25 protein-coding genes are annotated in these 25,379 nt (G+C 64.5%); 14 read left to right on the top strand and 11 right to left on the bottom strand.

Annotated elements, in window-relative coordinates:
- Positions 1-496 precede the first annotated feature (496 nt).
- On the top strand, positions 497-658 hold the full coding sequence (locus LDH74_RS09595; protein ID WP_007109247.1) for a hypothetical protein: 162 nt from the start codon (positions 497-499) through the stop codon (positions 656-658).
- A 356-nt stretch (positions 659-1,014) separates the two neighbouring features.
- Entirely contained in the window at positions 1,015-1,518 is a 504-nt protein-coding gene (locus LDH74_RS09590; RefSeq protein WP_226042278.1) for an ArsR family transcriptional regulator, read from the top strand.
- 270 nt (positions 1,519-1,788) lie between these two features.
- Here the strand turns inward: LDH74_RS09590 and LDH74_RS09585 are convergent, their stop codons facing one another.
- The 3 genes from LDH74_RS09585 to LDH74_RS09575 form a co-directional block, all read right to left on the bottom strand.
- A complete protein-coding gene (locus LDH74_RS09585; protein ID WP_226042277.1) occupies positions 1,789-3,597 on the bottom strand; it encodes a hypothetical protein in 1,809 nt (602 codons plus the stop codon).
- A gap of 232 nt (positions 3,598-3,829) precedes the next feature.
- Positions 3,830-4,330: a hypothetical protein gene (locus LDH74_RS09580; RefSeq protein ID WP_226042276.1), complete on the bottom strand. Its 501-nt coding sequence runs from the start codon at positions 4,328-4,330 to the stop codon at positions 3,830-3,832.
- Between the two features lie 483 nt (positions 4,331-4,813).
- The gene (locus LDH74_RS09575) at positions 4,814-5,803 is read right to left on the bottom strand and encodes an NAD-dependent epimerase/dehydratase family protein (RefSeq protein WP_226042275.1); all 990 of its coding nucleotides are present in this window, start codon (positions 5,801-5,803) and stop codon (positions 4,814-4,816) included.
- A gap of 680 nt (positions 5,804-6,483) precedes the next feature.
- Here LDH74_RS09575 and allB point away from each other — a divergent pair.
- The 3 genes from allB to LDH74_RS09560 all read left to right on the top strand — a co-directional run bounded on the left by allB (position 6,484) and on the right by LDH74_RS09560 (position 9,743).
- Positions 6,484-7,851 carry an allantoinase AllB gene (gene allB / locus LDH74_RS09570; RefSeq protein ID WP_226042274.1) on the top strand — a complete coding sequence of 456 codons (1,368 nt, stop codon included), beginning with the start codon at positions 6,484-6,486 and terminating at the stop codon, positions 7,849-7,851.
- Between the two features lie 169 nt (positions 7,852-8,020).
- Positions 8,021-9,229: a right-handed parallel beta-helix repeat-containing protein gene (locus tag LDH74_RS09565; RefSeq protein WP_226042273.1), complete on the top strand. Its 1,209-nt coding sequence runs from the start codon at positions 8,021-8,023 to the stop codon at positions 9,227-9,229.
- A 265-nt stretch (positions 9,230-9,494) separates the two neighbouring features.
- A complete protein-coding gene (locus LDH74_RS09560; protein WP_226042272.1) occupies positions 9,495-9,743 on the top strand; it encodes a hypothetical protein in 249 nt (82 codons plus the stop codon).
- A gap of 21 nt (positions 9,744-9,764) precedes the next feature.
- On the opposite strand, the gene LDH74_RS09555 is transcribed toward LDH74_RS09560, so the two are convergent.
- The 8 genes from LDH74_RS09555 to LDH74_RS09520 form a co-directional block, all read right to left on the bottom strand.
- Positions 9,765-10,835, bottom strand: a complete 1,071-nt coding sequence (locus LDH74_RS09555; protein ID WP_226042271.1) for a quinone-dependent dihydroorotate dehydrogenase — start codon at positions 10,833-10,835, stop codon at positions 9,765-9,767.
- 76 nt (positions 10,836-10,911) lie between these two features.
- On the bottom strand, positions 10,912-12,267 hold the full coding sequence (locus tag LDH74_RS09550) for an MmgE/PrpD family protein (protein WP_226042270.1): 1,356 nt from the start codon (positions 12,265-12,267) through the stop codon (positions 10,912-10,914).
- A 2-nt stretch (positions 12,268-12,269) separates the two neighbouring features.
- Positions 12,270-12,434 carry a hypothetical protein gene (locus LDH74_RS09545; protein WP_226042269.1) on the bottom strand — a complete coding sequence of 55 codons (165 nt, stop codon included), beginning with the start codon at positions 12,432-12,434 and terminating at the stop codon, positions 12,270-12,272.
- A gap of 75 nt (positions 12,435-12,509) precedes the next feature.
- Positions 12,510-14,153 carry a class I adenylate-forming enzyme family protein gene (locus LDH74_RS09540; protein ID WP_226042268.1) on the bottom strand — a complete coding sequence of 548 codons (1,644 nt, stop codon included), beginning with the start codon at positions 14,151-14,153 and terminating at the stop codon, positions 12,510-12,512.
- A gap of 86 nt (positions 14,154-14,239) precedes the next feature.
- Positions 14,240-14,857 carry a hypothetical protein gene (locus tag LDH74_RS09535; protein ID WP_226042267.1) on the bottom strand — a complete coding sequence of 206 codons (618 nt, stop codon included), beginning with the start codon at positions 14,855-14,857 and terminating at the stop codon, positions 14,240-14,242.
- Between the two features lie 325 nt (positions 14,858-15,182).
- Complete coding sequence (locus tag LDH74_RS09530) at positions 15,183-15,512, bottom strand: (2Fe-2S) ferredoxin domain-containing protein (protein WP_226042266.1); 330 nt, start codon at positions 15,510-15,512, stop codon at positions 15,183-15,185.
- Positions 15,509-16,294: a CbtA family protein gene (locus tag LDH74_RS09525; RefSeq protein WP_226042265.1), complete on the bottom strand. Its 786-nt coding sequence runs from the start codon at positions 16,292-16,294 to the stop codon at positions 15,509-15,511. The genes LDH74_RS09530 and LDH74_RS09525 overlap by 4 nt, the downstream gene beginning before the upstream one ends.
- Positions 16,294-16,479: a CbtB domain-containing protein gene (locus LDH74_RS09520; protein WP_226042264.1), complete on the bottom strand. Its 186-nt coding sequence runs from the start codon at positions 16,477-16,479 to the stop codon at positions 16,294-16,296. Before LDH74_RS09520 ends, LDH74_RS09525 begins: the two co-directional genes overlap by 1 nt.
- A gap of 271 nt (positions 16,480-16,750) precedes the next feature.
- On the opposite strand from LDH74_RS09520, the gene LDH74_RS09515 reads away from it, so the two are divergent.
- Genes LDH74_RS09515 through LDH74_RS09475 form a run of 9 tightly spaced genes read left to right on the top strand, consistent with a single transcriptional unit; the run spans position 16,751 to position 25,251 of the window.
- The gene (locus LDH74_RS09515; RefSeq protein ID WP_226042263.1) at positions 16,751-17,785 is read left to right on the top strand and encodes a monovalent cation/H+ antiporter subunit E; all 1,035 of its coding nucleotides are present in this window, start codon (positions 16,751-16,753) and stop codon (positions 17,783-17,785) included.
- Positions 17,782-18,063, top strand: a complete 282-nt coding sequence (locus tag LDH74_RS09510; RefSeq protein ID WP_226042262.1) for a cation:proton antiporter — start codon at positions 17,782-17,784, stop codon at positions 18,061-18,063. Before LDH74_RS09515 ends, LDH74_RS09510 begins: the two co-directional genes overlap by 4 nt.
- Positions 18,060-18,428, top strand: a complete 369-nt coding sequence (gene mnhG, locus LDH74_RS09505) for a monovalent cation/H(+) antiporter subunit G (RefSeq protein WP_226042261.1) — start codon at positions 18,060-18,062, stop codon at positions 18,426-18,428. The genes LDH74_RS09510 and mnhG overlap by 4 nt, the downstream gene beginning before the upstream one ends.
- A complete protein-coding gene (locus LDH74_RS09500) occupies positions 18,428-18,967 on the top strand; it encodes a DUF4040 domain-containing protein (RefSeq protein ID WP_226042260.1) in 540 nt (179 codons plus the stop codon). Before mnhG ends, LDH74_RS09500 begins: the two co-directional genes overlap by 1 nt.
- Positions 18,967-19,500, top strand: a complete 534-nt coding sequence (locus tag LDH74_RS09495; protein ID WP_226042259.1) for an MnhB domain-containing protein — start codon at positions 18,967-18,969, stop codon at positions 19,498-19,500. The genes LDH74_RS09500 and LDH74_RS09495 overlap by 1 nt, the downstream gene beginning before the upstream one ends.
- Complete coding sequence (locus tag LDH74_RS09490) at positions 19,493-19,864, top strand: cation:proton antiporter subunit C (RefSeq protein WP_226042258.1); 372 nt, start codon at positions 19,493-19,495, stop codon at positions 19,862-19,864. Before LDH74_RS09495 ends, LDH74_RS09490 begins: the two co-directional genes overlap by 8 nt.
- Entirely contained in the window at positions 19,857-21,422 is a 1,566-nt protein-coding gene (locus tag LDH74_RS09485) for a proton-conducting transporter membrane subunit (protein WP_226042257.1), read from the top strand. Before LDH74_RS09490 ends, LDH74_RS09485 begins: the two co-directional genes overlap by 8 nt.
- On the top strand, positions 21,422-23,422 hold the full coding sequence (locus LDH74_RS09480) for a proton-conducting transporter membrane subunit (RefSeq protein WP_226042256.1): 2,001 nt from the start codon (positions 21,422-21,424) through the stop codon (positions 23,420-23,422). Before LDH74_RS09485 ends, LDH74_RS09480 begins: the two co-directional genes overlap by 1 nt.
- Positions 23,422-25,251 (top strand): Na(+)/H(+) antiporter subunit D, encoded by a 1,830-nt coding sequence (locus tag LDH74_RS09475; protein ID WP_226042255.1) that lies wholly within the window; start codon positions 23,422-23,424, stop codon positions 25,249-25,251. The genes LDH74_RS09480 and LDH74_RS09475 overlap by 1 nt, the downstream gene beginning before the upstream one ends.
- Positions 25,252-25,379 lie beyond the last annotated feature (128 nt).

The following is a 25,379-nucleotide window of genomic DNA, read 5'->3' as shown; positions in this document are numbered from 1 at the left end:
CGGGAGTTCCACCATTACATTCCAGCACAAAAATCGGTAAGCGATAGTGGTATTTTATAACGATGTACCTTATTCTCCGTCGCCACTTCGTTCCGCGACGTAAGATCGTATTTCGATCCGGAAAGTACAGCTTTCGACGATTCCACGAACCAGTCAATCCCCGGTTTGAATACCTAATACGGCTGAATTCTGGTTGAGGTCGATCGACGACTGTTCGACTACACGTCGGTATCGGCGCTTCTACGGGGTCAAACTGCCCGGAAACCGGTTATTTCCCGGTTCTCAGACCGGCTTCTCGGGTGAACGGTCAACCTCCTTTATTCGCGATTGCTCCCCTCGATACGATGATGCCCGGACGGGTATTGCGGCAGATCGGCCGCGTCGCGACCGGATCAAGCCTGGCGGTCGGTCCATCCGGTCGGTGGCGTCCCCGATCGTATCCGTCCGAGTACACCCCCTACAACCCATGAACTCCACACAACACGACTGGAAGCCCATGGAATCGTCGACAGCCGGTGCTCGATGTCGAAACTGCGGAACGCACGTAACGCAGCAGTTCGCGCGTGTCTTCGGTGACAACGGCGACATCGTCCACGGCTGTCCATCCTGTACGACCTATCGGGAGATGCAATCCGGCGGTCATCTCCCGGGTGACTGATCGCCTCCGGACCGCTTCGTTTTTCGTTTCGACGTCACCCCTCTCCCGTCCGCCCTCGAGACGAGTGACCGATACGCTCGGCGCTTCGAGGGTTTTTCTCCCGTCCTCGCCGTTCGTCACGTCTTCCGAACGCGGTTTGCCACGTCTTTCGGGCACGATGTGACCGGTGGGCGGAACCGATGGCTCGAGTGACTGTATCCGTCTCCTACTCCCCGTCGCGCGGATCGCGGTCACACGGTCCGACTCGAGTGATGGCGTAACCTGCAAAAGTTAAAGGTAGTGGTGGGAGAAATGGGGAGACATGGTCACAGGTGGTGGACGGCCGTTCGAGTACCCTTGCCCTTTCTCTCTGATCGATGTCAGTTCAAACGAACAGAACTGAGCCACTCGAGGAGAGCGAGGTATTTCACATCCTCGGTAACGATAGACGACGGGCTATCGTCCAGCTGCTCGCGGCGGAGGGCGGACAGATCGACGTCTCCGATGTCGCGACCGAGATCGCTGCGACGGAATCCGATACCACGCCCGTCCCGAACAACCTCTACAAGAGCGTCTACGTTTCCCTCCAACAGACGCATCTCCCCCAGCTCGAGGAAGACGCCGTGATCGAGTACGACTCCGATGCGAAGACGATCCAGCCCGGTCGTCACTTCGACGAGGTCCTCCAGTACGTCGACGGGCACACAGACGATCACTCGCGCGTCTTGGGGATGCACCTCGGGCTCTGTCTCCTCGGGCTCGCGATCATCGCGCTCGTCGGCCTCGGACTGCCGGTCGTCTCGAGCATCGATCCGGTGCTCTCGAGCGTGCTACTGTTTCTCGCCGTCGCTGCGAGCAGCCTCTATCAGCTGCTCGGCTGAACGGGATGCGGCAACTCCCGTCCGGCGGATCCCGAACAGCGGCGCTCACCGTGCGTCTCGCCCATACCTGCACGTCTATCCGTCGGTGACAGCCAGTTCGGTACGACGCCGTCGCTCCGTGCCTGGGGACCGCCGAATCGAGTGGCGCCGTCCGCCGAGCGAACGACAGCATACCGTCGCAACCCTCGCTGCGACGGCGAGAAAAGACGCGCCGTCCGTTGGATCTGTCGGCCGTTCGCTACCGAACCCGGTCGCAGTCGCGGGGTCGGCTTAGCCGGCCGTCACACCGTCGGTGGTGTTCTCACCGGTGTCGTTGAGACCGTCTTCGGTCTCGTTGAGTCCGGTTTCAGTCTCGTTCGTCTCGTTGTCGAGTCCGGTGTCAGTCTCCTCGGTCAGCTCGAGGGCTGCGACCTCTCCGGATTCGTCCGACAGCACCATGTGGACGTACTCGCCGGCAGCGAGGCCGGTGGTGTCGACCTCGAACTCGACGTCCTCGCTCGCGCCACTCTCGAGGGTCACGTTCTGCTCGGCGACGAGGTCACCGTCGAGACGGAACTGGATCGCCTCGGTGCGTTCCTCGTCCGTGGGGTTCGAGACGTTCGCCGTCACGGTGATGTTCTCACCGATCGCGGCGCTGCTGGGCGCCTCGAGGTCGCTGACGTTGAAGGATTCGGCTGCCGCAACATCGTCGGCGTCATCCTCCGTTTCGTTGTCGTCGATCGGTTCTTCGTCGATCGGCGTGAGGTTATCCTCCGATTCGTTGTCCTCAGTTTCGTTGTCGTCAATCGGCGTGAGGTTATCCTCAGTTTCGTTGTCGTCGATGACGTCGTCCTCGGTCTCGTTGTCGTCGATCGGTTCTTCGTCGATCGGTTCTTCGTCGATCGGCGTGAGGTTGTCCTCGGTCTCGTTGTCCTCGGTCTCGTTATCGTCGATCGGCGTGAGGTCGTCTTCCGTTTCGTTGTCGTCGATGACGTCGTCCTCGGTCTCGTTGTCGTCGATCGGTTCTTCGTCGATCGGCGTGATGTTCTCTTCCGTTTCGTTGTCGTCAGTGACGTTGTCTTCGGTCTCGTCGACAACCGGCATCTCACCGTCGGTGACGTTGTTGATCTGGTCTGCGATCTCGTCACCGTCAACGTCTTCACCGACGACGAGGACGTAAACGGTTACATTCTCGACGTTCAGGTTCTCGATGGTGAGATTCTCGACGGTGACGAAGATCGGCTGTCCGTCACCATCGACCGGTAGATCCTCCATCGGCATCTCATCGGCTGGCTCTTCGTCGACTACCTCATCCTCGTCAGTGACGTTGTCGCCGATCGGTTCGTCGGTTTCGTTGTCGTCAATCGGTTCGTCAGTGACGTTGTCAGTTGGTTCTTCGTCAGTGACGTTGTCGTCCGGCTGCTGAACGTCCTCGTCGGTCTCGTTCTCCTCGACCGGTTCCTCATCGGCCGCTCCCTCGACGGTGACCACTGCATCGTCGGTCACCGGCTCGTCGTCGGCCGTGAGGAAGGGACCGTCAAACTGCCCCTCCGATTCGACGAAATCGTACGTCTGATTGTCGTTCGTATCGCGATGGGGCATCGCAATCAGGGTCTCGTCCTCCTCGAGCGGTTCGTCGAGGGTGACTTCGACCTGTTCGTGCGTGCCGGCCTCGAGGTACTCCGAGGTACCGATGACGCTCTCGAAGACGTCTCCCACGAGGAGGCTGCTATCGTGGATCGTCACGAAACCGGGGCTCGCGAGCGTCACGTTCTCGACGACGACCGTCTCGCCCTCGGTCGTCTGATCTTCGAACGTCACGTACGCGGGCTGGGAGTCGTTGTCCGCGTCCGCGGTTTCGTTGTCGGCGTCATCGTCGCCGGGGACCGTCTCGTTTCCGTCGATCCCCGTGGTTGCCTCGTCCTGTTCGTCGTCTATCGTTTCGTTCGTCGTCTCGTTCGCTGAGTCGTACTCGTTCGTGCTGGACTCGCTGCTCTGATCGATGGTGTTGCCGGATGTCGCGGCAGTGACCATCGCCCCGCTCGAGCAAACGAGCATCAGCGCGGTAAGTACGACGAGTAACTGATTGCGTGCGTTCATAGTTGCCGTGAAGGCACCAGTTTCGTCGTTGCTTCGGCGCATAAACCGGCGGAACCATTACGCGAGAAATCGGATACTACGGCCCAGCAGTAGCGTATTCAGTGTCTCGTTCGTTCGCGGAAAACAACGATTGCTGATAGGAACGGTCGACGGTCAGTTCCCGTACACTCGGCACCGGCAGCGAGAACTGGGACACCACACGCGGATCGCGCCCCGCTGTCGGGATGAGTGATTAATCGTCGTTCACCTGTTCGGGCGATTTCGACGCCGTCGGTTCGTGACCCGGCAGACAGACCAGGTTCTCCCGTCCGAGACGCAGTTTCGTGATCTGTTCGTCCTCCTCGAGGTCTGCGAGCAGTCGACTGACCTTCGCTTTCGACCAGTCGACGGAGTCGACGATGCTCGACTGCTTCATCCGCCCGCCGTTTTCCCGGAGGAGTTGTCGGACGCGCTCCCGATCGGTCACGAACTCCTCGGGATGCGTCTCGGGACCGGCCGCGAGCGAGGCCGGTTCCTCGTACCGGTTGCGAGCGACGAGTATCCCTCCGAGAAGCGCGAGCGCGATCATTCCAGCGAGCGCAGCGATGTGGGCGCTTCCCTCTAGCTGGAGCGGTCGGGCTGACCACGAGACGAACCCCGGCCGAGCGCCCGTGGTCACCGCTGATCCGACGGCTCCACTGGTCGACGGAACGAGCGCGACGATGGATCGGGGAGCTCGTCGGTGGATGCTCATGGCTGTGGGAAACCCGTGTTCACGTCGTTCATATCCTGTATCCTCGTGACCATTCTACAAATCGCTTTTTATAACCCATGTGCTGTTAGTACGGTACCGATATCTCTTCCAGAACGTGAATTCCACTCGGCTGACCGGTTCCAATCCATCGGTACCAGTGGGATGCCGTGATGGGGTCCTGGACAGTCATTCCCTATCGATGGCGGGCAGTGATCGACTCGATCCGCGATCACCGCAGCCGAACACTCGCCAGTCATGGTATAGGCAGTCTTTGTTCGAGAGACCGGATAAACTCGTCCGGACGTTTCCAACGGTTAGTGCGGATTCGTTCCGGATTTAGCGAGTAACAAAACATTGGCGCGACTGTCTAGGAATCGAACATGGGAAGTGATGCGCTCGTCTCGACGACAGCCGTCTCGGTGTCGCACTGATATCGGGCCCGATACATCAGCGGATACGAACCGTACCGTGATATCGATCGAATCAACTGTACGAACCGTGTTCCCGGTTCGACTCCAGTAGCGTGCCAGCGTCTTCCTCGAGCGGCGTCCGCTCGCCCCCGTCGACCAGCGACCGGATTCCGGACTCGAGATCGATCCGGGCGTCGAACCCGAGTTCGCGCGTCGCCTTCGTGGTGTCCGCGCCGCTGTGTCTGATATCGCCGGGGCGAGAATCTCGGTGGACGATCGGTGAGGACGATCCGGTCGCATCCCGGACGATCTCGGCGAGTTCCAGGATCGTCGTTCGCTGGCCCGTCCCGATGTTGAACGCCTCGCCGACCGCGTCGGTCGTCGCCGCCCGCAGGTTCGCCCGGACGACGTCGCTCACGTGAACGAAGTCCCGACTCTGCTCGCCGTCTCCCTCGACCGTGATCGGCTCGCCCGCCCGCGCCTGCTCGAGGAACGTCGAAATCACGCCGCTGTAGGGCCCCTGTTGGCGCGGGCCGTAGGCGTTGAAATAGCGCAACGCGACGGTCGGCAGATCGTACAGCTCCTCGTAGAGGCGGGTGTACTGGTCGAGGGCGAGCTTCTGGACGCCGTAAGGCGAGGTCGGGTTCGTCGGCGCCGTTTCGGTGACCGGCAGCTCTTGGGGGTGACCGTACACCGCCGCGCTCGAGGCGACGACGACCCGGGCGTCCTCCTGCCGGGCCTGCTCGAGAACCAGCAGACTCGCCTCGAGGTTCGTGCGATTGCTCCGTCGTGGCGCGTCGACGCTCCGTCCGACGCTGACGAGTGCGGCGTGGTGGAAGATCACGTCGACGCCGCGGGCCGCTTTTTGCAGCGCGATCGGGTCCCGAATATCGCCCTCGATCACCGTCACGCCGTCGGGGAGGTGGGTTCTGTCGCCGGTCGTGAGGTTGTCGAGGACCCTGACCTCGTTGTGGGGCGTCAGCGCCTCGACGAGGTGGCTACCGATAAAGCCCGCGCCGCCGGTCACGAGCACCGTGCTGTCGCGAATCGCTGGCGAGTCCATTTCCTGGCGGTAGCACCACCTCGCTGTTTAGTATCCGATTCGTACCCCCGCGTACTCGGGCTCGAGACGGCGTAAGGCACCGCATACAGCGTCGTCTTTATTGGCCTCGATCGGGAATCATGGTACCCAAGGATACGGTCGGGCAGCGCTGACGGAGGCGGATCGCGTGAGAACGCTGTTCGGTGCCGTTGGAATTTTTCGCAGAACTGCGCGGTGAGTAGGTCGGGACTCGCGCTCGAGTCGCGGCTGAGAACCGGCCGGTCGGCCCGGAATCGGCGGCTTGGACGCTTTCGAACGGAAACGTATCTTCGACATCTGGATCGCCTGCGTGGAGAGATCCGCGTCCGTGTGAACTATCAATTTGCTCTCGTAGCAGTGAGGGTGGTACCGAGTGTTCTGCGACCCTGGCGGCTAGTGATCGCCACGCCCCCCCCAATCGATTCGGTCGTTGCGGTGCTCCTCCCTCATCCACTGTCAGAGCACGCTCTGACAACCCTTCCCTCACTCTGTTCGCGAAGACCTCGCGCAGGTCGGACCGCGGCTCACACTACCGAGGCCTTCACTTCGCTCAGGCCTCGCAATTCGCCGCGGTACAGCGCGCGCCACCGCGTGGCGGTTGACCGATCGGACTCGAGCCGTTTGGGGAAGCTATATGCGCGGTCCTCGGCAATTCCACGGCAATGACCGTGGATCTCGTCGTGCGTAACAGTACCGTCGTCACGCCCGCGGGCCGGACGCCCGACGCGGGCATCGCCGTCGAGGACGGACAAATCGTCGCCGTCGGCCGGAGCGACCGGCTTCCCGACGCCGATCGCGTCCTCGACGCCGAGGGGAACGTGCTGGTCCCCGGGATCGTCGACTGCCACATCCACAACCGCGAACCCGGCCTCGAGTACAAGGAAGACTGGGAATCCGCGACGCGAGCGGCGGCCGCCGGCGGCGTGACGACCGTCGTCGGGATGCCGAATACGGACCCCGTCATCGACAGCCCCGAGAATCTCGAGCTCAAATTCGAGCGCGGTGAGGCCTCGGCCCACGTGGACTTTCAGAGTTACGCGGTCGTCACCTCGGAGAATCTCGATCTCATTCCCGAGATCGACGCAGTCGGCCCGCTCGGGTTCAAGGTCTTCCTCGGCTCGACGGTCGGCGACGTCCCGCCGCCGAACGACGGCGAAATTCTCGAAGCCATGGAGAAGATCCGAGAGACCGGCAAGCGACTGGGATTCCACGAGGAAAACGGCGAGATCATCGATCACTACACGGAGCGCTTCAAGGCCGAGGGGAGAAACGAACCGATCGATCACTCCCACTCGCGGCCCGTGATCGCCGAACGGGAGGCCGTCGAGCGGATGATCACCTTCGCCGAGGAGACCGGCGCGAAGATCCACATGTTCCACGTCTCGTCGGGATCGGCGGCAGAGGCTGTCGGCCGCGGGAAAGAACGCGGCGTCGATGTCACCGCCGAGACGACGCCCCACTACCTCTGGTTCACCGAGGAGGTCATGCGAGAGAAGGGGAACGTCGCGCGTGTTCAGCCACCCATTCGGGACGCCGAGGAACGCGACAGGCTCTGGGAGATCGGCATCGACGACGGCGTGATCGACTGCATCGCCACCGACCACGCACCGCACACGCCCGCGGAGAAGAAAGTCGACGACCCCTTCGGGAACACGTGGAACGCAATTTCGGGCTTCGTCGGCCTCGAGACCGAGGTGCCGGCCATGCTCACCTTCGTCGATGGCGGACGGCTCTCGCTCGAGGAGTGGGTCCGCCGCCACTCGACGCGTCCGGCGCAGGTCTGGGGGATGTACCCGCAGAAGGGATCGCTGCAGGTCGGGACCGACGCCGACTTCACCATCGTCGATCCGGAGCGGGAGTGGACGCTCGAGGACCGGCGAGAGTTGCATTCGAAGAACTGCGTGACGCCGTTCGAGGGCGAGTCCTTTACGGGGAAGGCGGTCGCGACCGTGGTCCGCGGCGAGGTCGTCTACGAGGACGTCGCGGTCGTCGGCGAGGCGGGACACGGAACGCGCGTCGACGTCGCGTAGCCCGCCGCTCGAGTCCTCTCGGACCGGGCCGACAGTCCCCCGTCGGAACGTCCGTTTCATTGTAATTCCGTCAGCGAATATATAAGTCTGTTCTATTTTAATTCGCTCAACGTTCCGATGAGCGAATAAATGGTCCATAGGAATACGACCCTCTCGACAGGGTACGACCATGCGAGACGAAAACGCTGCGAAGTCGTACCTGAACCGACGAACGCTCCTTCGCGGAGGTGCGGTCGCTACGACTGGCCTCGTCGCGCTCGGCGCGGGTGCCAGCGCGCAGAGCGACGAAACGGACGAACCGACCGTCATCACGGAGCGGACGACGATCACCGAACCTGGGGAGTACGTGCTCGGTGACGATCTGGCGGTCGCCGACGAGACCTGTCTCACGATTCGGGCGAGCGACGTCACGCTCGATGGACGGGGACACGAGATCGTTCGAACCGGTGACCGCGCCCTTCCGGACCCGGACCGTCCGGACCCGGACACGGCCGGTATCGGTACGGATGCGCCCGGTTCAGAACCCCTCTCCGATATCACCGTGACGAACGTGACGGTCTCGAACTTCGGGGCCGGAATTCACTTCGACGACGTGCGGGACGGGTCTATCGGAGCAACGACGGTGCGCGAAAACAACGTCGGTATCTATCTCGAGAATTCGACCGCGATCACGGTCGCCGAAAACACCGTGGATCGCACGGGGTGGCGCGGAATCGCACTGTTCGACTCGGACGACAACGTGGTTACCGAAAACACGAGCAATAACGGGGACCACGACCTCACCCGCGGGCTCGAACTGCTGAATTCGAACCAGAATACGATCGAGAAAAATATATTTTCGAACAATTTCACCGGTGTCGAACTCGGGAACTCGCACGGAAACGGACTCGAGGAAAACAACATTCGCGACAACGAACACGAGAACGTCGTGCTGCGGGAATCGGATACCAACGCGCTTCTCGAGAACACCGTCACAGGCTCTGGGTGGGTCGGAATCAGCGCGACGGGCACCGGCAACGAGTTCAAACGGAACGCGGTACGAGACACTCGAGGGTACGGTTTTATCGTTTCCGGAACCGAGAACCTGGTCAGAGGGAACGAAATCACCGGTAGCGCCGCTGATGGGCTCAATATCGATGGCGAGCGCGGTCGCATCGAGGAAAACACGACTTCGGAGAACGACCTCGCCGGAATTCGGGTTAGCGGTAGCGAATGCGCGCTGAACGAAAACGTCTCGACTCGTAACGGCGAAGCGGAGCTGTTCCTCGACGAGGAGTCGTCCGATACCACGGGAACGGGGAACTTCCTCTCCGACGACGAGTGCCCCTACTTCGTCGACGAAGGAACGAACAACGACGTCAAATACACAACGGAGTAATCGACCCGAACTGTTCCTCGACTCGACGGTCGTCGATGTGCCGTCGCCGACCGCCGCCGCGGGAACGTCGGGACTTGCGCCTCTCTCGAGTATGATCGTCTTCCGTTCGAACGGCCGGGAGACCGATGGCGGACGTCCATCGTCTCACCATCGACGATCGTCGAGCCTTGATCAGTCGGTTCCCGTGACGATTCTCAGTCCGAGAAAGTCGCGACCGATTTATATTCACTGCCCGTTCGTCAGGTCTCGATGAGGACCGCTCGCCATGACCGAAACAGACGCCACGGCGGACGAGAGCGACGAATCGGACGGGACGGCCGAGACGGACAAGACCGAGCGGTTGCGGTCGGTTTTCCTCTCCGTCACCGGCGGCGATACCGAGCCGATGGTCGAATCACAACGGCAGGACTCCAACTCCCGGGAGATCCGCGAGGAGCAGACCGACGAGGTCGTCGGCCCAGCGGAGCACCACGGACTCGACGACGCGATCGACGACCCCGAACCGGCCGACTGATCACGAGGACGCGTTCCCCGGCTACTCGAGATCCGCGCCGACCGCCGCTTCGACCGACGAGTAGCCGTCGCGCTCGAGCAATTCGACCAGTCCCCTGTTGATCCGCTTGGCCGTCGACGGCCCGTCGTAGACGAAACCGGTGTACAACTGGACGAGCGACGCGCCGGCCCTGATCTTTTCGTAGGCGCTCTCCGCCGAATCGACGCCGCCGACGCCGATGATCGGCAGGTCGCCGTCCGTGTACTCCGCGATCGCGCGGATGACCGCCGTCGAGCGGTCCGCCATCGGTTTCCCGCTGAGTCCGCCCCACTCCTCGCGGTTCGGCGACTCGAGGCCCTCGCGGGTCGTCGACGTGTTCGTCGCGACGATGCCGTCGAGATCGAACTCGTGGACGATGTCGACCAGGTCGAAGACGGACTCCTGGGGCTCGTCTGGACCGATTTTCACCAGAATCGGCACGTCCCGATCGTTTTCGGCCTCGAGCGTCTCGAAGATCGTCCGGAGGTGCTCGGGCGAGCCCTCGTCGAACTCGTCGGGCGTGTTCGGACAGGAGACGTTGACCACGACGTAGTCGGCGAACGGCGAGAGTCGATCGAAGACGCGTCGGTAGTCCTCGATCGCCTCGCGCTCGCTCGAGGAGTTCATCTTGCCGACGTTGACGCCGAGTGGGATATTCGGGGTGCCGTCGGTCTCGAGTCGCGATTTGACGCGCTCCATTCCCTGGCCGTTGAATCCCATCCGATTAACCATCGCCTCGTCCTCTCGCAGGCGGAAGAGTCGGGGCCGGTCGTTACCCGACTGCGGATAGGGTGTGACGGTTCCGACTTCGACGAAGCCGAAGCCTAACGCCTCGAGCGCGTGAGTCACTTCGGCGTTCTTGTCGAAGCCGGCGGCGACGCCGACCGGGTTCGGAAACGTCGCGTCGAACAGGTCGACCTCGAGTGCGGGATGCCGGTACTGGTAGGCGGCGGCCAGCGCCGCCCGCGTCGGCCAGGTCGATTGGGTCGCCCGGAGCGTCCGTTTGCCGAGATCGTGAGCCGTCTCGGCCGGCAGTTTGAACGCGAGGGGCCTGACCCGCGAGTACAGCGTCATCGCCGTCACGTGGGGGCGGCCGGCAGGTAAACGTCCCGAAACGACTGCGGCCGAGTGACCGCCGGACCGTCGGCGTTCAGAGCCACTCGAGGACGTCGTTCACGTCCGACACCGTCCGCAGCTCGTCCAGCGCAGCCAGCGCGTCGTCGACCGCGACCGTTTCCGGGGCGTGGTCTGCGCACAGTCGGAACTTCTCGTGCAGTTCGTCGTCCGAGAGCGGGTCGTCGTGGGTCCCGGGAGGCCGTTCCTGGCTGCGGTCGTACTCGTCGCCGGCACGAGTCGTCACCGCAACGTGCGCGGCGTTCGAGTCGTACGACAGGTTCCCGTCGACGATGAGGGACACGCGCTCGCGGACGGCCTGAACTGCCGGATCGTCGATCCGCTCCTCGTCGAATGCGGCGAGCCCGACGCGTCGTCGGGCGAACGCGCTCCCGATCAGGTACGGCATCGAGAACTTCGCCTCGAGGCCCGTCGCGGGGTCGTCGTGTGCGAGCGCGTCGGCCGCACCCTGGGAGGCCGTCACTCGAACTTCGTCGATATCGTCCGTCTCGAGGTCGTACTCCTCGGCGAGTTCGATCGCGGCGTCGATCGCGGCGTGGGTGTAGTAACAGCACGGGTACTTCTTGACGTCGATGCCGTCCTCGCACAGCGCCCAGTGCGAGCCGAGGTCGGGCACCCGCTCGAGGTCCGGTTCGCGGTCCCCGCGATAGAGGTCGAAGAAGCCGCGGTCTCCGTCGATCGCTCTCGAATCGGCGGTCGCGCCCTCGGCGGCGAGTAGGGCCGCGGTCGTACCCGATCGAGCGGCCTGGCCAGCGTGGATCGACTTGGTCGTCGTCCCGAAGTTTCGCTTGAGGCCGGCCGGCATCGATGCGGCGATAGTGAGCGCGTGTTCGGCGCGGTCGAGGGAAAGCCCGAGCAGGTTCGCGACGGCCGCGGCGGCACCGAAGAGGCCGACGGTCGAGGTGGCGTGCCAGCCGCCCTCGTAGTGGCCGGGACTGATTGGCCTCGAGAGGAAGTGCTGCGCCTCGAAACCGGCGACGAAGGCCGTGAGAACGTCCCGTCCGGTCGCGCCCTCGCGCTCGCCGACGGCCAGCAGCGGGGCGACCATCGGCACGCTCGGGTGGCCGTCCATCGCCGCCAGCGCGACGTCGTCGAAGTCCAGCGCGTGGCCGGCGGTCGCGTTCACCAGGACGGCGTCGGACAGCGGGAGTTGCCGGTCGCGACCGAGCACCGTCGTTTCGCCGGTTTCGGCGGCGGTCGCACTCGCGGCGACGGTCCCGCCCTCGGCACCCGCTCCCGCGAGGGTCACGCCGACGGTATCGAGGATCGCGCGTTCGGCCAGTCGACGCGCGTCGTCGGGCACGTCGTCGTCCGAGAGCGATGTCACGAACGCCGCGAGGTCGGTTGCGACGCCGTTCTCGGCCGCGGGCATCGCTACAGATCCTCCGGTTGCGTCCCGTCCTCCGGTCGGCCCGGTGGCTCCGCGGCGCGTCGACGCCGGTACTCGGCGTCGTACTCGGAGTCGATGTCGCGAACGCTCGAGCGACCGAGCCGCTGGCTTTCCGTCAGCTCGACCACGTCGCGTGAGAGTCGGGCCATCGGGTTAGCCTCATCTAGTCGGGCAAAAAGCGTTGCGCCGCTCCCCCTCGATTTCCGGAATTCCGGACCCGTTCGCTATCCCCCAAATCGATCTCGTACCCGCTCCCTGAGCGCGGTCTTTCGCACCTTCTCCCCGTTCGGTCCCTCCGTCGTGGGAAAGCCGTCCACGAACTCGAACGCCTCGGGGACCTTGTAGTCGGCCACGCGGGACTCGAGGAACGCCTCGAGGATGTCGGACGTGGGCTCGTCGCCATCGGATGCGACGGGGACGACGAACGCGACCGGCACCTCGCCGTGGCGGGGATGGGGTGCGCCGACGACCTCGCAGGAGCGAACGTCGGGGTGGTCTTCGACGGCGGCTCCGATCTCGCGGGGTGCGACGAGGAAGCCGCGAACTCGCAGGGCGTCGTCGAGCCGCGATCGATAGTAGACGTAGCCGTCAGCGTCCGTCTCGGCGAGATCACCGGTGTAGAACCACCCCTCTTCGTCGAAGGCTGCAGCCGTCGCCGCCGGCTTACCGAGGTAGCCGTCGGCCAGTAGATAGCCCCTGATCGCCAGTTCGCCCTCCTCGCCGGCCGGCAGTTCCGCGCGCGTCTCGGGATCGACGATCGTCGCTTCGATCTCGGGATGGACTGGCGGTCCGCCGACGCGTTTGCGTCGCTCCGCCGGATCGTCGGGGTCGCCGACGAAGATCTGGCTGTTCGCCTCCGAGAGTCCGTAGGGCTGGACTACCGGGAAGCCGAACGTCGATTCGATGCGCTCGAACGACTTCTCGTCGAACCCCTTGCTGATGAAGCCCACGACTCCCGTCTCGACTGTCTCGACCCGCGACGGGTCGAAGACGTCGTGCTCGAGCATCCGTTCGAACATCACGCCGAGCCCCGTGAGGGAGGTCGCCTCGTACTCGTCGACCAGCCGAATCGTCTCGCCGGGGTCGAAGTGAGTCTGCGTCACGAGCGTCGCTCCCGTTGCGAGTGCGCTGAAGAGCGTATTGTACCCCCAGATGCCACAGAACGGGAGCGTCGCGACACCGACGTCATCCTCGGTCACGCCGAGATGGTCCGCGACGTGGGCGGAGTGATTCAGCAGCGACTGACTCGACTGGAGACAGCCTTTCGGGTCGCTCGTCGTCCCGCTCGTGTAGAAGATCGCTGCCGGGGCTTCGGGGTCGCTCGCGGGCTCGAGAGCGTCCCGATCCCGCGCTCGGCCCGTCTCCAGGACGTCGTCGTAGGCTCGCAATGCCGGCAGATCGGCCGACGGCTCGAGGCTCACGATCGCCTCGAGGGTGGGAATCGAATCGGGATCGAATTCCTCGGGCGACTGTTCGAGAACCTCGGGAACAGCCGTCGCGAGCATCTCGTGGTAGTCCCGCCCGAGCAGCGCGTCCTCGGTGACGAGGACGCTCGCGCCCGAGTCCTCGAGCATGTACTCGAGTTCGTGGGTTCGGTAGCGGGTGTTGACCGCGACCATCGCCGCGCCCAGCAACGAGGTCGCGAGCTGACAGGCGATCCACTCGGGGCGGTTTCCCAGCCAGACCGCGACGACGTCCCCCCGGGATACGCCCAGATCGGCGAGCCCGCGGGCGAGCGCGCGACTCTCCGCAAGCAGGTCGTCGTAACTCCACACTGTTTCGTCGAAGACCACGGCCCGCCGCTCCGGGTCGGTCGCCGCCACTGACGCGATCCCCTCGTAGATAGTCTCGTCTGGCCACGCAAGCATGACTGGTACGCTCGACAACGGAGTATCAGCGTAAAATCATTGCGCGCCAGTAGCGGGCAGCCGGGAGACGCTGTTAGTATCGCTCGTCAGTTCGCCGATCGCATCGGGAGCGGTGAGTCGATGCCGTTCGAGGCGACCGTGGCTAGCACGAACAGGGTCATGATGATCGCTCCGAGGACCGATCCGGGGATCGAGAGCACGCCCATCGCTGAGATGAGCAGAAGACTACTGCTCGCGCCGATCGCAGTCCGGAAATACGCGCTATCGACGCGGGCAGTGGCCGATCGATCGGCGTCGGTTCCCGGTCGCTCGAGCTCGTCGTCCGACGCCTCGAGATACGGTCGGAATATCTCCAGTCGATCGGTCGGTCGCACGACCCCGCGGGGCTGGTCGTACTCGATGATTCCCTTCTTGTCGAGTTTCGGAAGATGGGACTGATACAGCGGGATGTAGACGCGCTGGCGCTGCGCAGACGTCAGTTGCGCCACCGTCGTCTCGTGTTCTTTCGCCGCGACGTGCTCGGCGACGTCGCGCATTTTGACGAGTTCGTCCTCGTCGAGCAGATACCGGATCGCCTCTCGTCTTCGGTTCGTCTGGAGAATGTGAAAAATATCGTCCGGGGATAGCACGGCCGTCTCGTCGAACTGCGGATCGCTGGAGGGCGTATCCGAAGTGCGGGATGGGATATCGAATCTGGAGGTCATGCGCTACGGTCGGGAAAGGAAACCATGCCTACGTAAATCCTTCGGGACTTCATTCTAACTAAAATATTCCTATATGAATGATAAGGTAGCACACTACTATCAATGATTTTTATCGAAGATGATCTAGTAAAGATGCACAAGCGGTCGCTCGGATGTCGGCCGGTCCCGTCCAACCGTTCGTAGTGTCGGTCTGGGTTGAAAGTACGGTGCGAGCGTGATAACTCTACTACCAACAGTGTTTGGTGTATGCGTGTGATTCGTTTCCACTGAGAAACCGACGACACGACTGCGACGGACTGTACGAGTCCCGGGAGACGGAAGCCAGTCACCGATCGCCGACGTGCTCCGCGTCCGGGCCGAACTCCGAGGCGAGCAATTCGGGAACGTCCGCCGGTGTTACGTCCGAGTACCACGCGTTTCGCGGTTGAATCGAGATCGCGGTCCCGCTCTCGCTGCACAGCCCCAGACACGAGGTTGTACTGACCGAGACGCTCGTCCAGAACGCGTCGCGATCGCGTAACCACGCTTTCGCCGCGGCGACAGTCTCGTCGGCCCCGGCGCTACCGCAACTCGCGTGTTCGGAATCGCGATCGGTGGCGCAGACGAACACGTGGGCTTCGAGGCGTTCGCGGTGTTCTTCGGTCCGATTCTTCATGGACTGCTCAGTAGTTCCTCGCGTTGCTCGGCGGTCGCTCGTTCGTCGGATCGCGGTCGAAGCCAACTGAAGCAGCCGGCTACAAGGACCCACAGGGCGGCCTGGCTCAAGACGGTCAGTCCGCGGAACGCGGCGACGAGATCGGCCGGCATCGCGCCGGACTCGACGATGGTCGGCGCCGCGATCGCGGTGGCCGCGACGAGGGCGACGATGGGAACCGCCGCCGCGACCACTCCGAGCGGGAGACTCCGAGCCGACCCGCGGGTATACCCGTAGATCGATGCCGCCGCGACGACTGCGCCGACGGCGATGAGACAGACGTAGATCGCGATCCGAAGCGTCGGATCGTACGCCTGTTCGGCCCCCGGTGCCGTCGGCGGCAACACCAGCCACGGCGCGACCGAGACGGTGAGGAAGCCGGCACCGGCCAGTACGTAGGCCTTGACGTTCCCGCGGCCGGGCAGCGCCGGTTCGAGGAAGTAGAAGCCCAGGGCGAAGACGCCGCCCAGCAGGATCCCCCAGAGGACGCCGCTGCCGATGCTCACCGCGGCCGTCGTCGCCTCGCTTACCGCATGGGCGTGTTCGCCGGCAGCGTGGGCGTGCTCACCAGCCTCGTGAGCATGTTCGCCCGCTTCATGAGCGTGTTCGCCGTGCTCCCCGCCCTCGGCGAGCGTCTCCATGTACCCGATAAGCGGGTTCGCAACGAACGCCATATACGCGCCGTACGCGATTCCGGCGATCGCGCCGGCGAGGACGCCGCGCTCGAGGTAGTCGACGAGCATCAGTGACAGACCACGCCGGCCGCGTGCCGGAAGTTGTGCATGGAGTCGTGGGCTAGCGGCTCCTGGAGGAAGAGTAGTGCGAACGTCATCGCCGCGACGAACGCGAAGACGGCCACGAGCTGGCCGGTCGTGAGGTCATCGCGTGCGGTCCCGATTCGATCGTGAACGGTTTCGGTCGTCGTCATGCAAGTCAGTTTTCTCTACTGAAAGTCCGATTGTAAAACTACCGATCGTCCAGCGGTGCCAGTGGATTGGACACGTGTCGGACGAACGATGGGAACGCAGTTCAACTGACGCGAACGACCGAATCAGAACCGACGGAACACGACCGAATCGAACCAGCTGGAACGGACGACTGCCGGCGAATAACGAAATCGTTTTCCTACGGCTACCGCTTGGTTCGACTAACAACCAGAGTCATGAGTGTCCAACGACGGTCGTCAGGAGGGAAACGCGGTGGCGGTTGAACGCCTGCTCGTCCCGCTGTCGGACACGGTGACCGTTCGCCAGACGGTCGGCTACGCCGTCCAATCGGGGCTCGAGACCGCTGACTCGCTCGAGTGTCACCTCGTCGTCGCGATGCCCTACGACGCCGACGTCCCCGAGAGCGACCAGTACAGCGAAGATGCCAACGGACTGCTCTCGCGGGCCCGAAACTGGGTCGAAGAGGACGCCGGCGAGGCCGACGTGACGATCGAAACGGCGACGCTCGGGACCGACGAGTACCTCTTCGGGCCGCGAGACTACGCCGAAATCTTCGACGCCTACGTCGACGAACACGGGATCGACCGCATCGTGCTCGATCCGGAGTATCAGCCGGGCGTCACCGCGCAGATGCTCCAGCCCCTCGAGCGCGAACTCGAGCGCATCGGAGTCGCCTACGACGAGGCTCCGGTCGAGCGGTCGGCCCGCCGCGGTCGTCTCGCCGGCGGGACCGAGGACTTCGACCGTCTGTTCGCGACGTTCCTGCTCTCCTACGGTTTCTATCTCGTCCTCGGGGATCCGACCTACTGGTTCGATCTCCTCACCGGCGCTGCGGTCGCCGGTATCGTCGCCGTCACGCTCGCACGGGTGACGTTTACCGTGCCGCTCGACCGCGTGCAGTCGCCGCTCCGCGTCGTTCGGTTCACCATCTACATCCCGTACCTGCTCTGGGAGATCGTCAAGGCCAATCTCGCGGTCTCGGCCGTGATACTCCGACCGTCGATGCCGATCGAACCCACGCTGACTCGCGTCAACTCCCGCGTGCGAAGCGGCCTGCCGCTGCTCGCGCTGGCCAACAGTATCACGCTCACGCCGGGGACCCTGACCGTTCGGGCGACCAACCAACAGCTGCTCGTCCACACGCTGATTCCCACCGCCCGCGACGACCTCTTCGACGGCGGACTCGAGCGAGCGATTCGATTCGTCTTCTACGGCCGGGATTCGGCGGCGATCCCCTCGCCGCGCGAACGCGGCGACGCGGAAATCGTCGGAGGTGACGAGCTGTGACGCCGGCTTCGCTCGAGGACGTCTTCCTCGCCGCGGCCGCGCTGTTCGTGATCCTCGCGATTGCGATGTTCTACCGGGCTATCGTCGGCCCGACGACGCAGGACCGGCTGTTGGCAGTGAACGTGCTCGGAACGAACACGGTCGTCGTCCTCGCTCTGCTGGCTGCGGGGCTCGATCAGGCGTGGTTCCTTGACGTGGCGCTGATCTACGCACTGCTGAACTTCCTGATGTCGATCGCGATCTCGAAGTTCACCGTCGAGCGAGGTGGCGTGCTGTGATCGAGACGATCCGCTTTTGGGCGATCGTCGTCCTCCTCGGGTTCGGCGTGTTGTTTACGCTCGTCTCGACGGTCGGCATCATCCGCCTCCCGGATATTTACGCGCGGGCTCACACCGCCTCCCAGACGGACACGCTCGGTGCCGGGTTCGCACTCGCCGGCGTCGCGTTGGCGTTCGGCTGGCAGCACGGGGCGATCTACACCGTCCTCCTGCTGTTCTTCGTGTTCGTCACGAACCCGACCGCGGCCCACGCGATCGCCCGATCTGCAGCGGAGACCGGTGTCGAGCCGATCCTCGCCGAGGAGGGAGCGGGCGCGGAGACGGACGAAACCGAGGCCGCTACCGAAACGGACGGTGAGCCGTGATGAGTCTGTTCGCGTATACCCTCGTCGCGTTCATTCTGGTGACGGCCGTTGCGACGGTGCTGTTCCGCGACGTGCTCTCGGTGATCATCGTCTTCGGCGCCTACAGTCTCGGAATGGCGATCCTCTACACGTTCCTGTTGGCTCCCGACGTCGCGATGACCGAGGCCGCGATCGGTGCCGGCGTGACGACGCTGTTGCTACTGCTGACGATCGCGCGAACGACGCGGCCCTCGACGGATCGGCTCGCGGAACGAATTCACGTTCCGGCGGTCGTCGTCGTCGGGGCGTTCGTCCTACTGCTCTGTACCGCCGTCCTGCCCGAGATGTACGCGGTCGGCGGCACGGAGACGCCGGTCTGGTCGAACCCGGACGTGACCCAACATTACATCACGGAGACGTACAGCCAAACCGGCGTCGAGAACGCGGTGACATCCGTCCTCGCCGCCTACCGTGGCTTCGACACCTTCGGCGAAGCGGTCGTCGTCTTCGCCGCCGGCGTCTCGACGCTGCTCGTCCTGAAACGCGAGGTGTTCGCCTAATGTCTGGATCCATCGACGATACCTACACCGAGAGTCAGGTGATCATGACCGCCGTCAAGATCATCGCACCGTTTACGCTCACCTACGGGCTGTTCATGACGTTCCACGGTGGTGACGCCCCCGGCGGCGGCTTCCAGGGCGGAACCATCGTCGGCGTCACCGTCCTCATGCTCGCCTTCGCCTTCGGCATCGAACCGACCCGACAGTGGCTCCGGAACTCGTTCCTCGCCGGCCTCGTCACCGGCGGCGTCGTCATCTTCGGCGCTATCGGCCTCGCGATGGTCGCCCTCGGCGGGGACTTCCTCGAGTTTACCATGCTCAAAGAGGTCTTCCACATCAAGCCGAAGTGGGGACTCGAGGCCGTCGAGATCGCCGGTATCTCGCTGATCGTCTCCGGGACCATCATCAGCCTCTTCTTTACGATGGCAGCGGGATTCTCGCCCGACCGACCGAGCGGGACCGGTGGCGGCAGCCGTGCCGACGCCGCCGAGACTCCCGATTCGTCCAACGCGGAGGTGAGCGACGATGATTGATCTCCTGACGAGCCACTACACGTACGTGCTGTTGTTCGTCCTGCTGGGTCTCGGGATCTACATGGTGATCGCCAGCGAGAACCTCGTGAAGAAGCTGATCGGCGTGAACCTCTTCCAGTCGGCCATCTTCCTGTTTTTCATCTCGATGGCCTACATCGAGGGCGGCTCGGCACCGATCGTCCCTCACGAGGGCGTTCCGGGGGAGGTCATGGTCGCGAGCCCGCTGCCACAGGTCATCGTGTTGACCGCCATCGTCGTCGGCATCGCGCTGACGGCGGTCGGACTGGCCCTGATCATCCGGATCTACGCGGAGTACGGGACGCTCCGCGAGGACACCCTTCGGGAGGTGCGCGCCGATGAGTAGCGTCGACCTGCTCTTGCCGCTGCTGATCGCGGTCCCCATCATCAGCGCGACGCTTCCGATCGCGCTCGGCCTGCGGTACGACCGGACCGGATGGTCCGTCGCCGCGGTCACGACGACCGGGCTCTTCGCCGGAGCCCTCGCCCTCGCGAGCGCCGTCTACACCGGTGGGGAAGCGGTAACCCATACGCTCGGCGGCTACCCCCGGACGTACGGAATCGAACTCGTCGCCGACGAGTTCTCGCTGCTGATCGTTCTGCTCGTCACGGTCGTCGCCACCGGCGTCCTCGCGTACACGCGTCGCGGCGGCCCGCGCGGGAACACGTTCTACACCGCGTACCTGCTGTTAGTCGCCGGCCTGCTCGGTATCTCGCTGACCGGCGACGTCTTCAACCTGTTCGTCTTCCTCGAGATCACGAGCATCGCGACCTACGCGCTCGTCGCGAGCGGCGACGGCCCGGAGGCAGCGGTCGCCTCCCTGAAGTACCTGATCCTGGGGACGGTCGCCGCGTCGATGTACCTGATCGGCGTCGCTTTCGTCTTCATGGCGACGGGGACGCTCAACATGGTCGAACTCGCGAGCGCGATTCCGGCGGCCGAACGGCCCGTCCTGATTCGGGCCGGCTTCGCGTTCATCGTCGTCGGTTTCGCCGTCAAGGTCGCCCAGTGGCCCCTGCACACCTGGCAGCCGAGCGCCTATCAGCGGGCTCCCGACGGCGTGACGCCGCTGATCGCCGCGCTGGTTTCGACCGCCTCCGCCTACGCCTTCGGTCGGGTCATCGTCACCGTCTTCGGCGTCGACTATCTCGCCGCCATGCCGAACGCGGCGTCGATCGTCGTCACCGTCGGCTGCGTGAGCGTCCTCGCGGGCACCGTCCTGGCCGTGATCCAGACCGAGGTCAAGCGGATGCTCGCTTATTCCTCGGTCTCGCAGTTCGGCCTCGTCATCGCCGCCTACGGGGTCGTCATCGCGGGCAGTTCCGAGACCGCGCTTCTCGGTGCGACCGTTCACCTCGTCGGTCACGGGCTGTTGAAGGCCGGCCTCTTTCTGTCGGCCGCCGTCGTGGCGACGAGTTACGGCGCTCGCACCGTCGACGAGTACGCCGGACTCGCCGGGGAACGCCCGTTCGTCGCCGGTTCGATGGCCGTCCTCCTGCTGGTTCTGGTCGGCGTCCCGCCGGGCGTCGGCTTCGTCGGCAAGTGGTACATCGCCCTCGGTGCCGTCCAGTCGGAACTGTGGCCCGTCGCTGCCGTGATCTTCCTCAGTACTATGCTCACCCTCGCCTACGCCGCCCGCCTGCTCGAGAAGATGTACTTCACACCACCGCTCTCGGTCGGTTCGGCGGACGCGCCGGGCTCGATCGCGACGGACGGCGGTAATGCCGACGCTGACGACGGCTCCGCCGGCGCTTCCACGCACGGCAACGCCACCCCCGACGCCGTCTCGGTCGGCATGATCGCGGTCGTCGTCGGCTTCGCGCTCGCCGCCGTCGCACTCGGCTTCGCGGGCGGGACGTTCGCCAACTTGCTCGAGCCGTTCATCACGGAGGTGTTCAACTGATGGTCGCGGATCTCCGACCGCTCGCCGCACTGTTGGTGTCGGCGGTCGCCATCGTCCTGATCGTCGCGTCGCATCGCCGGCCGAACCTCCGGGAAGGCTGGTCCGTCCTGGCCGCCCTCGCGAAGTTCGGCATCATCGTCAGCATGCTCCCCGCGGTCATGGACGGCACCGTCTTCCGGTGGAGTCTCGCGGAGTCGACCGGGATTCGGTTCCTCGAGGGCGTCGACTTCGCCCTGCGAGCGGACCCGCTGGGGATCTTCTTCGCGCTCCTCGCGAGTTTCCTCTGGATCTTCACGTCGTTTTACGCCGCGGGATACATGCGCGGACTCGACGAACACTCCCAGACCCGGTTTTTCGCCTCGTTTGCGGCCAGTCTCTCGGCTGCGGTCGGGATCGCCTTCGCGGCGAACCTGGTGACGATCTTCGTTTTCTACGAACTGCTCTCCCTGGTCACCTATCCGCTGGTCGCCCACAACGAGGACAGCGAGGCCCGCATCGCCGGCCGGAAGTACCTCACCTACACGTTCTTCGGCGGCGGCGTCTTCCTGCTGGCCGGCACCGTCCTGATCTACTGGCTCACGAGTCTGGTCAGTTCGGGGCCGACGCTCGCCTTCGAGGCGGGCGGTATCGAGGCGCTCGCGACGGCCGCGCAGGCGGAACCGATCTACGCACAGGCCGCGTTCTTCCTGCTCATCGCCGGCTTCGGCGTCAAGGCCGCGCTGATGCCGCTGCACTCGTGGCTCGCCGACGCGATGGTCGCGCCCACGCCAGTCTCCGGACTGCTCCACGCCGTGGCGGTCGTCAAATCCGGCGCGTTCGGCATCGCTCGCGTCATCCTCGAGGTCTTCGGTCCCGGACTGATTCGCGACCTTCCGCTGGATATTCCGGCTATCGGCGAGGTCGGACTGAACATCCCGGTTGCGATCGTCGCCGCGTTCACGCTGACCGCGGCGAGCATCATCGCGATGCGCAAGGACCACCTCAAGCGCCGGCTCGCGTACTCGACGACGGCACAGCTGTCCTACATCGTACTCGGGCTCTCGATGTTGCATCCCTATGCGATGGTCGGGGCGCTGTTCCACATTCCCGCGCACGCGTTCGCGAAACTCACGCTGTTCTTCTGTGCGGGCGCGATCCACGTCGAGACCCACACCGACTACATTAGCGAAATGGCCGGCATCGGCAAACGCATGCCGCTGACGATGGCCGCCTTCACCGTCGGCGCGGCCGGTATGGCCGGGCTCCCGCCGATCGCCGGCTTCGTCAGCAAGTTCTACATGCTGATCGGCGCCGGCTACATGGGCGGCGAGTACTGGCTGTTCGCCGGTGCATTGTTGCTCTCGGCCGTGCTCAACGTCGCGTACTTCTGGCCGGTCGTCTACACGGCCTTCTTCGAGAGCGAGGACCGCCACGACGCCAAACCGCTCCTCGAGTTCCCACGGGGCGGCGTGTTGCGGTCCTACGGGACCGCGGACGACCACGTCGCCGCTGACGGCGGGGATCCGGCCGACGGAACGGAGACGGCCGACACTGCAGACGCGGAGAACGCGTCCGAGGAGGAGTTCGAGTACGCCGTCGACAAGTACCCGAGCGATCACACGACCGCCGACGGAGCGGACGCGACGAGCCACTCCACCGACGCTCGAGCGTCCGAAGCCGGTGACCACGCCGATCGCGCCGATGACGGCGACGAACCCGGTCACGACGAGCGCGGCGACGCCGTCGACGCCGTCGACCATCACGGCGATCACGACGATCACCTCACCGGCGGCCCGCCCGCAGACGGCTGGCAACGCCGCTCGCCGTTCGCCGAGAGCACGTGGCTCATGCTCGCGCCGATCGCCGTCATCGCGACGGGCGCGGTCGTCCTCGGAATCGGCCCCGACTACGCGGTCTTCCTCGAGTTAGCGACCCGGATCGTCGAGGGGGTCTTCGGTATGCCGTTCGATGAACTGAGCGGCGTTCCGCTCGACGAACTCGTGACGGAGGTGAACGACTGATGGAGCTCGAACTCCTGTCGCTGGCGTACCCGCCGCTCATCGTCTTCGCGGCGGCCCTGCTCGTGCTTGTCCTGCCGCGAATCGCCGGCTTCGCCGTCGGCGCGCTCAGCCTCGCGGCGGTGCTGGCGATCTCGCTGGTCGCCCCCGAAGGCCAGCACCTCGCCGGGACCTTCCTCGGGTTCGAAGTCGTCCCGTTCTACGTCGACGACTTCTCCCGGATGGTCGGCCTCGGGCTCGGCTTTTTGGGCGTCTGTAGCGTGATTTATGCGTACTCGAGCGAGGCGAGCCGAACGCTCGTCGCGTTCGCGCTCGTCTACGTCTCCTCGTCGATCGGGGCGGCGTTCGCGGGCGACTGGCTCGTGCTCCTGTTCATGTGGGAGCTGATGGCCGTCACCAGTACGCTCGTGGTCTGGCACTACGGCGGCGAGGCGGTCCGGGCCGGCTTCCGGTACGCGCTCTTCCACGGCACCGGCGGGGTGCTCGTGATGATGGCGGTCGCCGTTCACTACGTCCAGACCGGTACGTTCGTCTATACCGAGGCCGGGATCGCCGACGGGATTCCGGCGCTGCTCGCGGTGCTCGGGATGGGCGTCAACGTCGCCTTCATCGGGTTCCACACCTGGCTGCCCGACACCTACCCGCGTCCGCACATCGCAGCCTCGGTGTTCCTCTCCGTCTATACGACGAAGACGAGCGCGTTCGTCCTCTACCGGGCGTTCCCAGTCGGCGGCGAGAGCGACCTCTCGATATACATCGCGTACATGGGCGGCCTGATGGCCGTCTACGGCGCGACCTTCGCGCTGCTCCAACACGACATGCGGGCGCTGCTTTCGTATCACATTCAGGCCCAGCTCGGATACATCGTCGCCGCGATCGGAATCGGCTCCAACCTCGCCGTCGCCGGCGCGATGAGCCACCTGTTCAACAACATCCTCTTCAAGAGCCTGCTGTTCATGGCCGTCGGCGTCGTCATCTACCGGACCGGCGAGGAGGACCTGTACGACCTCGGCGGCCTCTGGCGCGAGATGCCCCTGACCGCGATCGGCTTCGGGCTCGGCGCGCTCTCGATCACCGCGATTCCGGGTTTCAACGGCTACGTCAGCAAGGGAATGATCTTCGATGCTGCCAATCCCCACTACTACGGTCAGCCCGAGTACCAGGCGCTGTACTGGCTGCTCTGGCTCGGCGCGATCGGCACGCTGCTCTCCTTTATCAAGCTCGGCTACTACGTCTTCTTCCACGGCGAGAGCGACCTCGAGGTCGCCGACGCCAAACCCGGCCAGACGGTCGCGATGCTCGGCCTCGGCGGTGCCTGTCTCCTCTTCGGCGTCTGGTGGCAGGGGTTGGCCGACCTCGCGCCGACGATCTACGGGAGCGACTTCGCGTTCTCCTACTCCGGCGGCGAGAGCCACCTCCACCCCTACAGTCCGGGTCACCTCGAGACGGCCGGGATCCTCACGGGGGTCGCAGCCGTCGCGTTCGTGGTCGTCAAAAAACCGCTCTCGAAACTCGATCTCGGCGACCCGGCAACGGTCGTCTACCCAGCGACCTACTACCTCAGCCGGTGGACGATGCTCGCAGTGACGGGAGCCTACGCCATCGTCGACGCCGCCGTCGTCGGAGCCGTCAAACGATGCTACTGGGTCGGGAACAACCCCGTCCTCGCCGTCGACGCGGTCGCACGGCGGCTTCCGCTGGTCGATGTCGACGACCGCCAGCCGACCGACGGCGGCCGCCCTTCGACGATCCACCTCCGGACGAGCATCGGGACGAGTATCCTTCTGCTGACGCTCGTCCTGACGGTGATCCTGTGGCTGTTAGTGGTTTAGCTCGGTCGAAATGATAGAGTGGCAACGTGGGGTATAGGTGGGAAATTTGTCATTTCGGACGGGATATCCACCGTGGGGTGGCGCGCGCTGGGTCGCGGTGAGTCATTGACGAACCGCGACTCGATGCC

Source organism: Natrinema sp. DC36, from assembly GCF_020405225.1.
Classification (GTDB): Archaea; Halobacteriota; Halobacteria; order Halobacteriales; family Natrialbaceae; genus Natrinema.
The sequence above is the reverse complement of the archived record's forward strand: the minus strand, read 5'-3'. Positions and strand labels throughout refer to the sequence as shown.

Excerpts from the sequence above, each read along its gene's own strand:
- LDH74_RS09595 (WP_007109247.1), top strand. The coding sequence starts at position 497 with ATGGAATCGTCGACAGCCGGTGCTCGATGTCGAAACTGCGGAACGCAC.
- LDH74_RS09590 (WP_226042278.1), top strand. The coding sequence starts at position 1,015 with ATGTCAGTTCAAACGAACAGAACTGAGCCACTCGAGGAGAGCGAGGTA.
- LDH74_RS09585 (WP_226042277.1), bottom strand. The coding sequence starts at position 3,597 with ATGAACGCACGCAATCAGTTACTCGTCGTACTTACCGCGCTGATGCTC.
- LDH74_RS09580 (WP_226042276.1), bottom strand. The coding sequence starts at position 4,330 with ATGAGCATCCACCGACGAGCTCCCCGATCCATCGTCGCGCTCGTTCCG.
- LDH74_RS09575 (WP_226042275.1), bottom strand. The coding sequence starts at position 5,803 with ATGGACTCGCCAGCGATTCGCGACAGCACGGTGCTCGTGACCGGCGGC.
- allB (WP_226042274.1), top strand. The coding sequence starts at position 6,484 with ATGACCGTGGATCTCGTCGTGCGTAACAGTACCGTCGTCACGCCCGCG.
- LDH74_RS09565 (WP_226042273.1), top strand. The coding sequence starts at position 8,021 with ATGCGAGACGAAAACGCTGCGAAGTCGTACCTGAACCGACGAACGCTC.
- LDH74_RS09560 (WP_226042272.1), top strand. The coding sequence starts at position 9,495 with ATGACCGAAACAGACGCCACGGCGGACGAGAGCGACGAATCGGACGGG.
- LDH74_RS09555 (WP_226042271.1), bottom strand. The coding sequence starts at position 10,835 with ATGACGCTGTACTCGCGGGTCAGGCCCCTCGCGTTCAAACTGCCGGCC.
- LDH74_RS09550 (WP_226042270.1), bottom strand. The coding sequence starts at position 12,267 with ATGCCCGCGGCCGAGAACGGCGTCGCAACCGACCTCGCGGCGTTCGTG.
- LDH74_RS09545 (WP_226042269.1), bottom strand. The coding sequence starts at position 12,434 with ATGGCCCGACTCTCACGCGACGTGGTCGAGCTGACGGAAAGCCAGCGG.
- LDH74_RS09540 (WP_226042268.1), bottom strand. The coding sequence starts at position 14,153 with ATGCTTGCGTGGCCAGACGAGACTATCTACGAGGGGATCGCGTCAGTG.
- LDH74_RS09535 (WP_226042267.1), bottom strand. The coding sequence starts at position 14,857 with ATGACCTCCAGATTCGATATCCCATCCCGCACTTCGGATACGCCCTCC.
- LDH74_RS09530 (WP_226042266.1), bottom strand. The coding sequence starts at position 15,512 with ATGAAGAATCGGACCGAAGAACACCGCGAACGCCTCGAAGCCCACGTG.
- LDH74_RS09525 (WP_226042265.1), bottom strand. The coding sequence starts at position 16,294 with ATGCTCGTCGACTACCTCGAGCGCGGCGTCCTCGCCGGCGCGATCGCC.
- LDH74_RS09520 (WP_226042264.1), bottom strand. The coding sequence starts at position 16,479 with ATGACGACGACCGAAACCGTTCACGATCGAATCGGGACCGCACGCGAT.
- LDH74_RS09500 (WP_226042260.1), top strand. The coding sequence starts at position 18,428 with ATGAGTCTGTTCGCGTATACCCTCGTCGCGTTCATTCTGGTGACGGCC.
- LDH74_RS09495 (WP_226042259.1), top strand. The coding sequence starts at position 18,967 with ATGTCTGGATCCATCGACGATACCTACACCGAGAGTCAGGTGATCATG.
- LDH74_RS09490 (WP_226042258.1), top strand. The coding sequence starts at position 19,493 with ATGATTGATCTCCTGACGAGCCACTACACGTACGTGCTGTTGTTCGTC.
- LDH74_RS09485 (WP_226042257.1), top strand. The coding sequence starts at position 19,857 with ATGAGTAGCGTCGACCTGCTCTTGCCGCTGCTGATCGCGGTCCCCATC.
- LDH74_RS09480 (WP_226042256.1), top strand. The coding sequence starts at position 21,422 with ATGGTCGCGGATCTCCGACCGCTCGCCGCACTGTTGGTGTCGGCGGTC.
- LDH74_RS09475 (WP_226042255.1), top strand. The coding sequence starts at position 23,422 with ATGGAGCTCGAACTCCTGTCGCTGGCGTACCCGCCGCTCATCGTCTTC.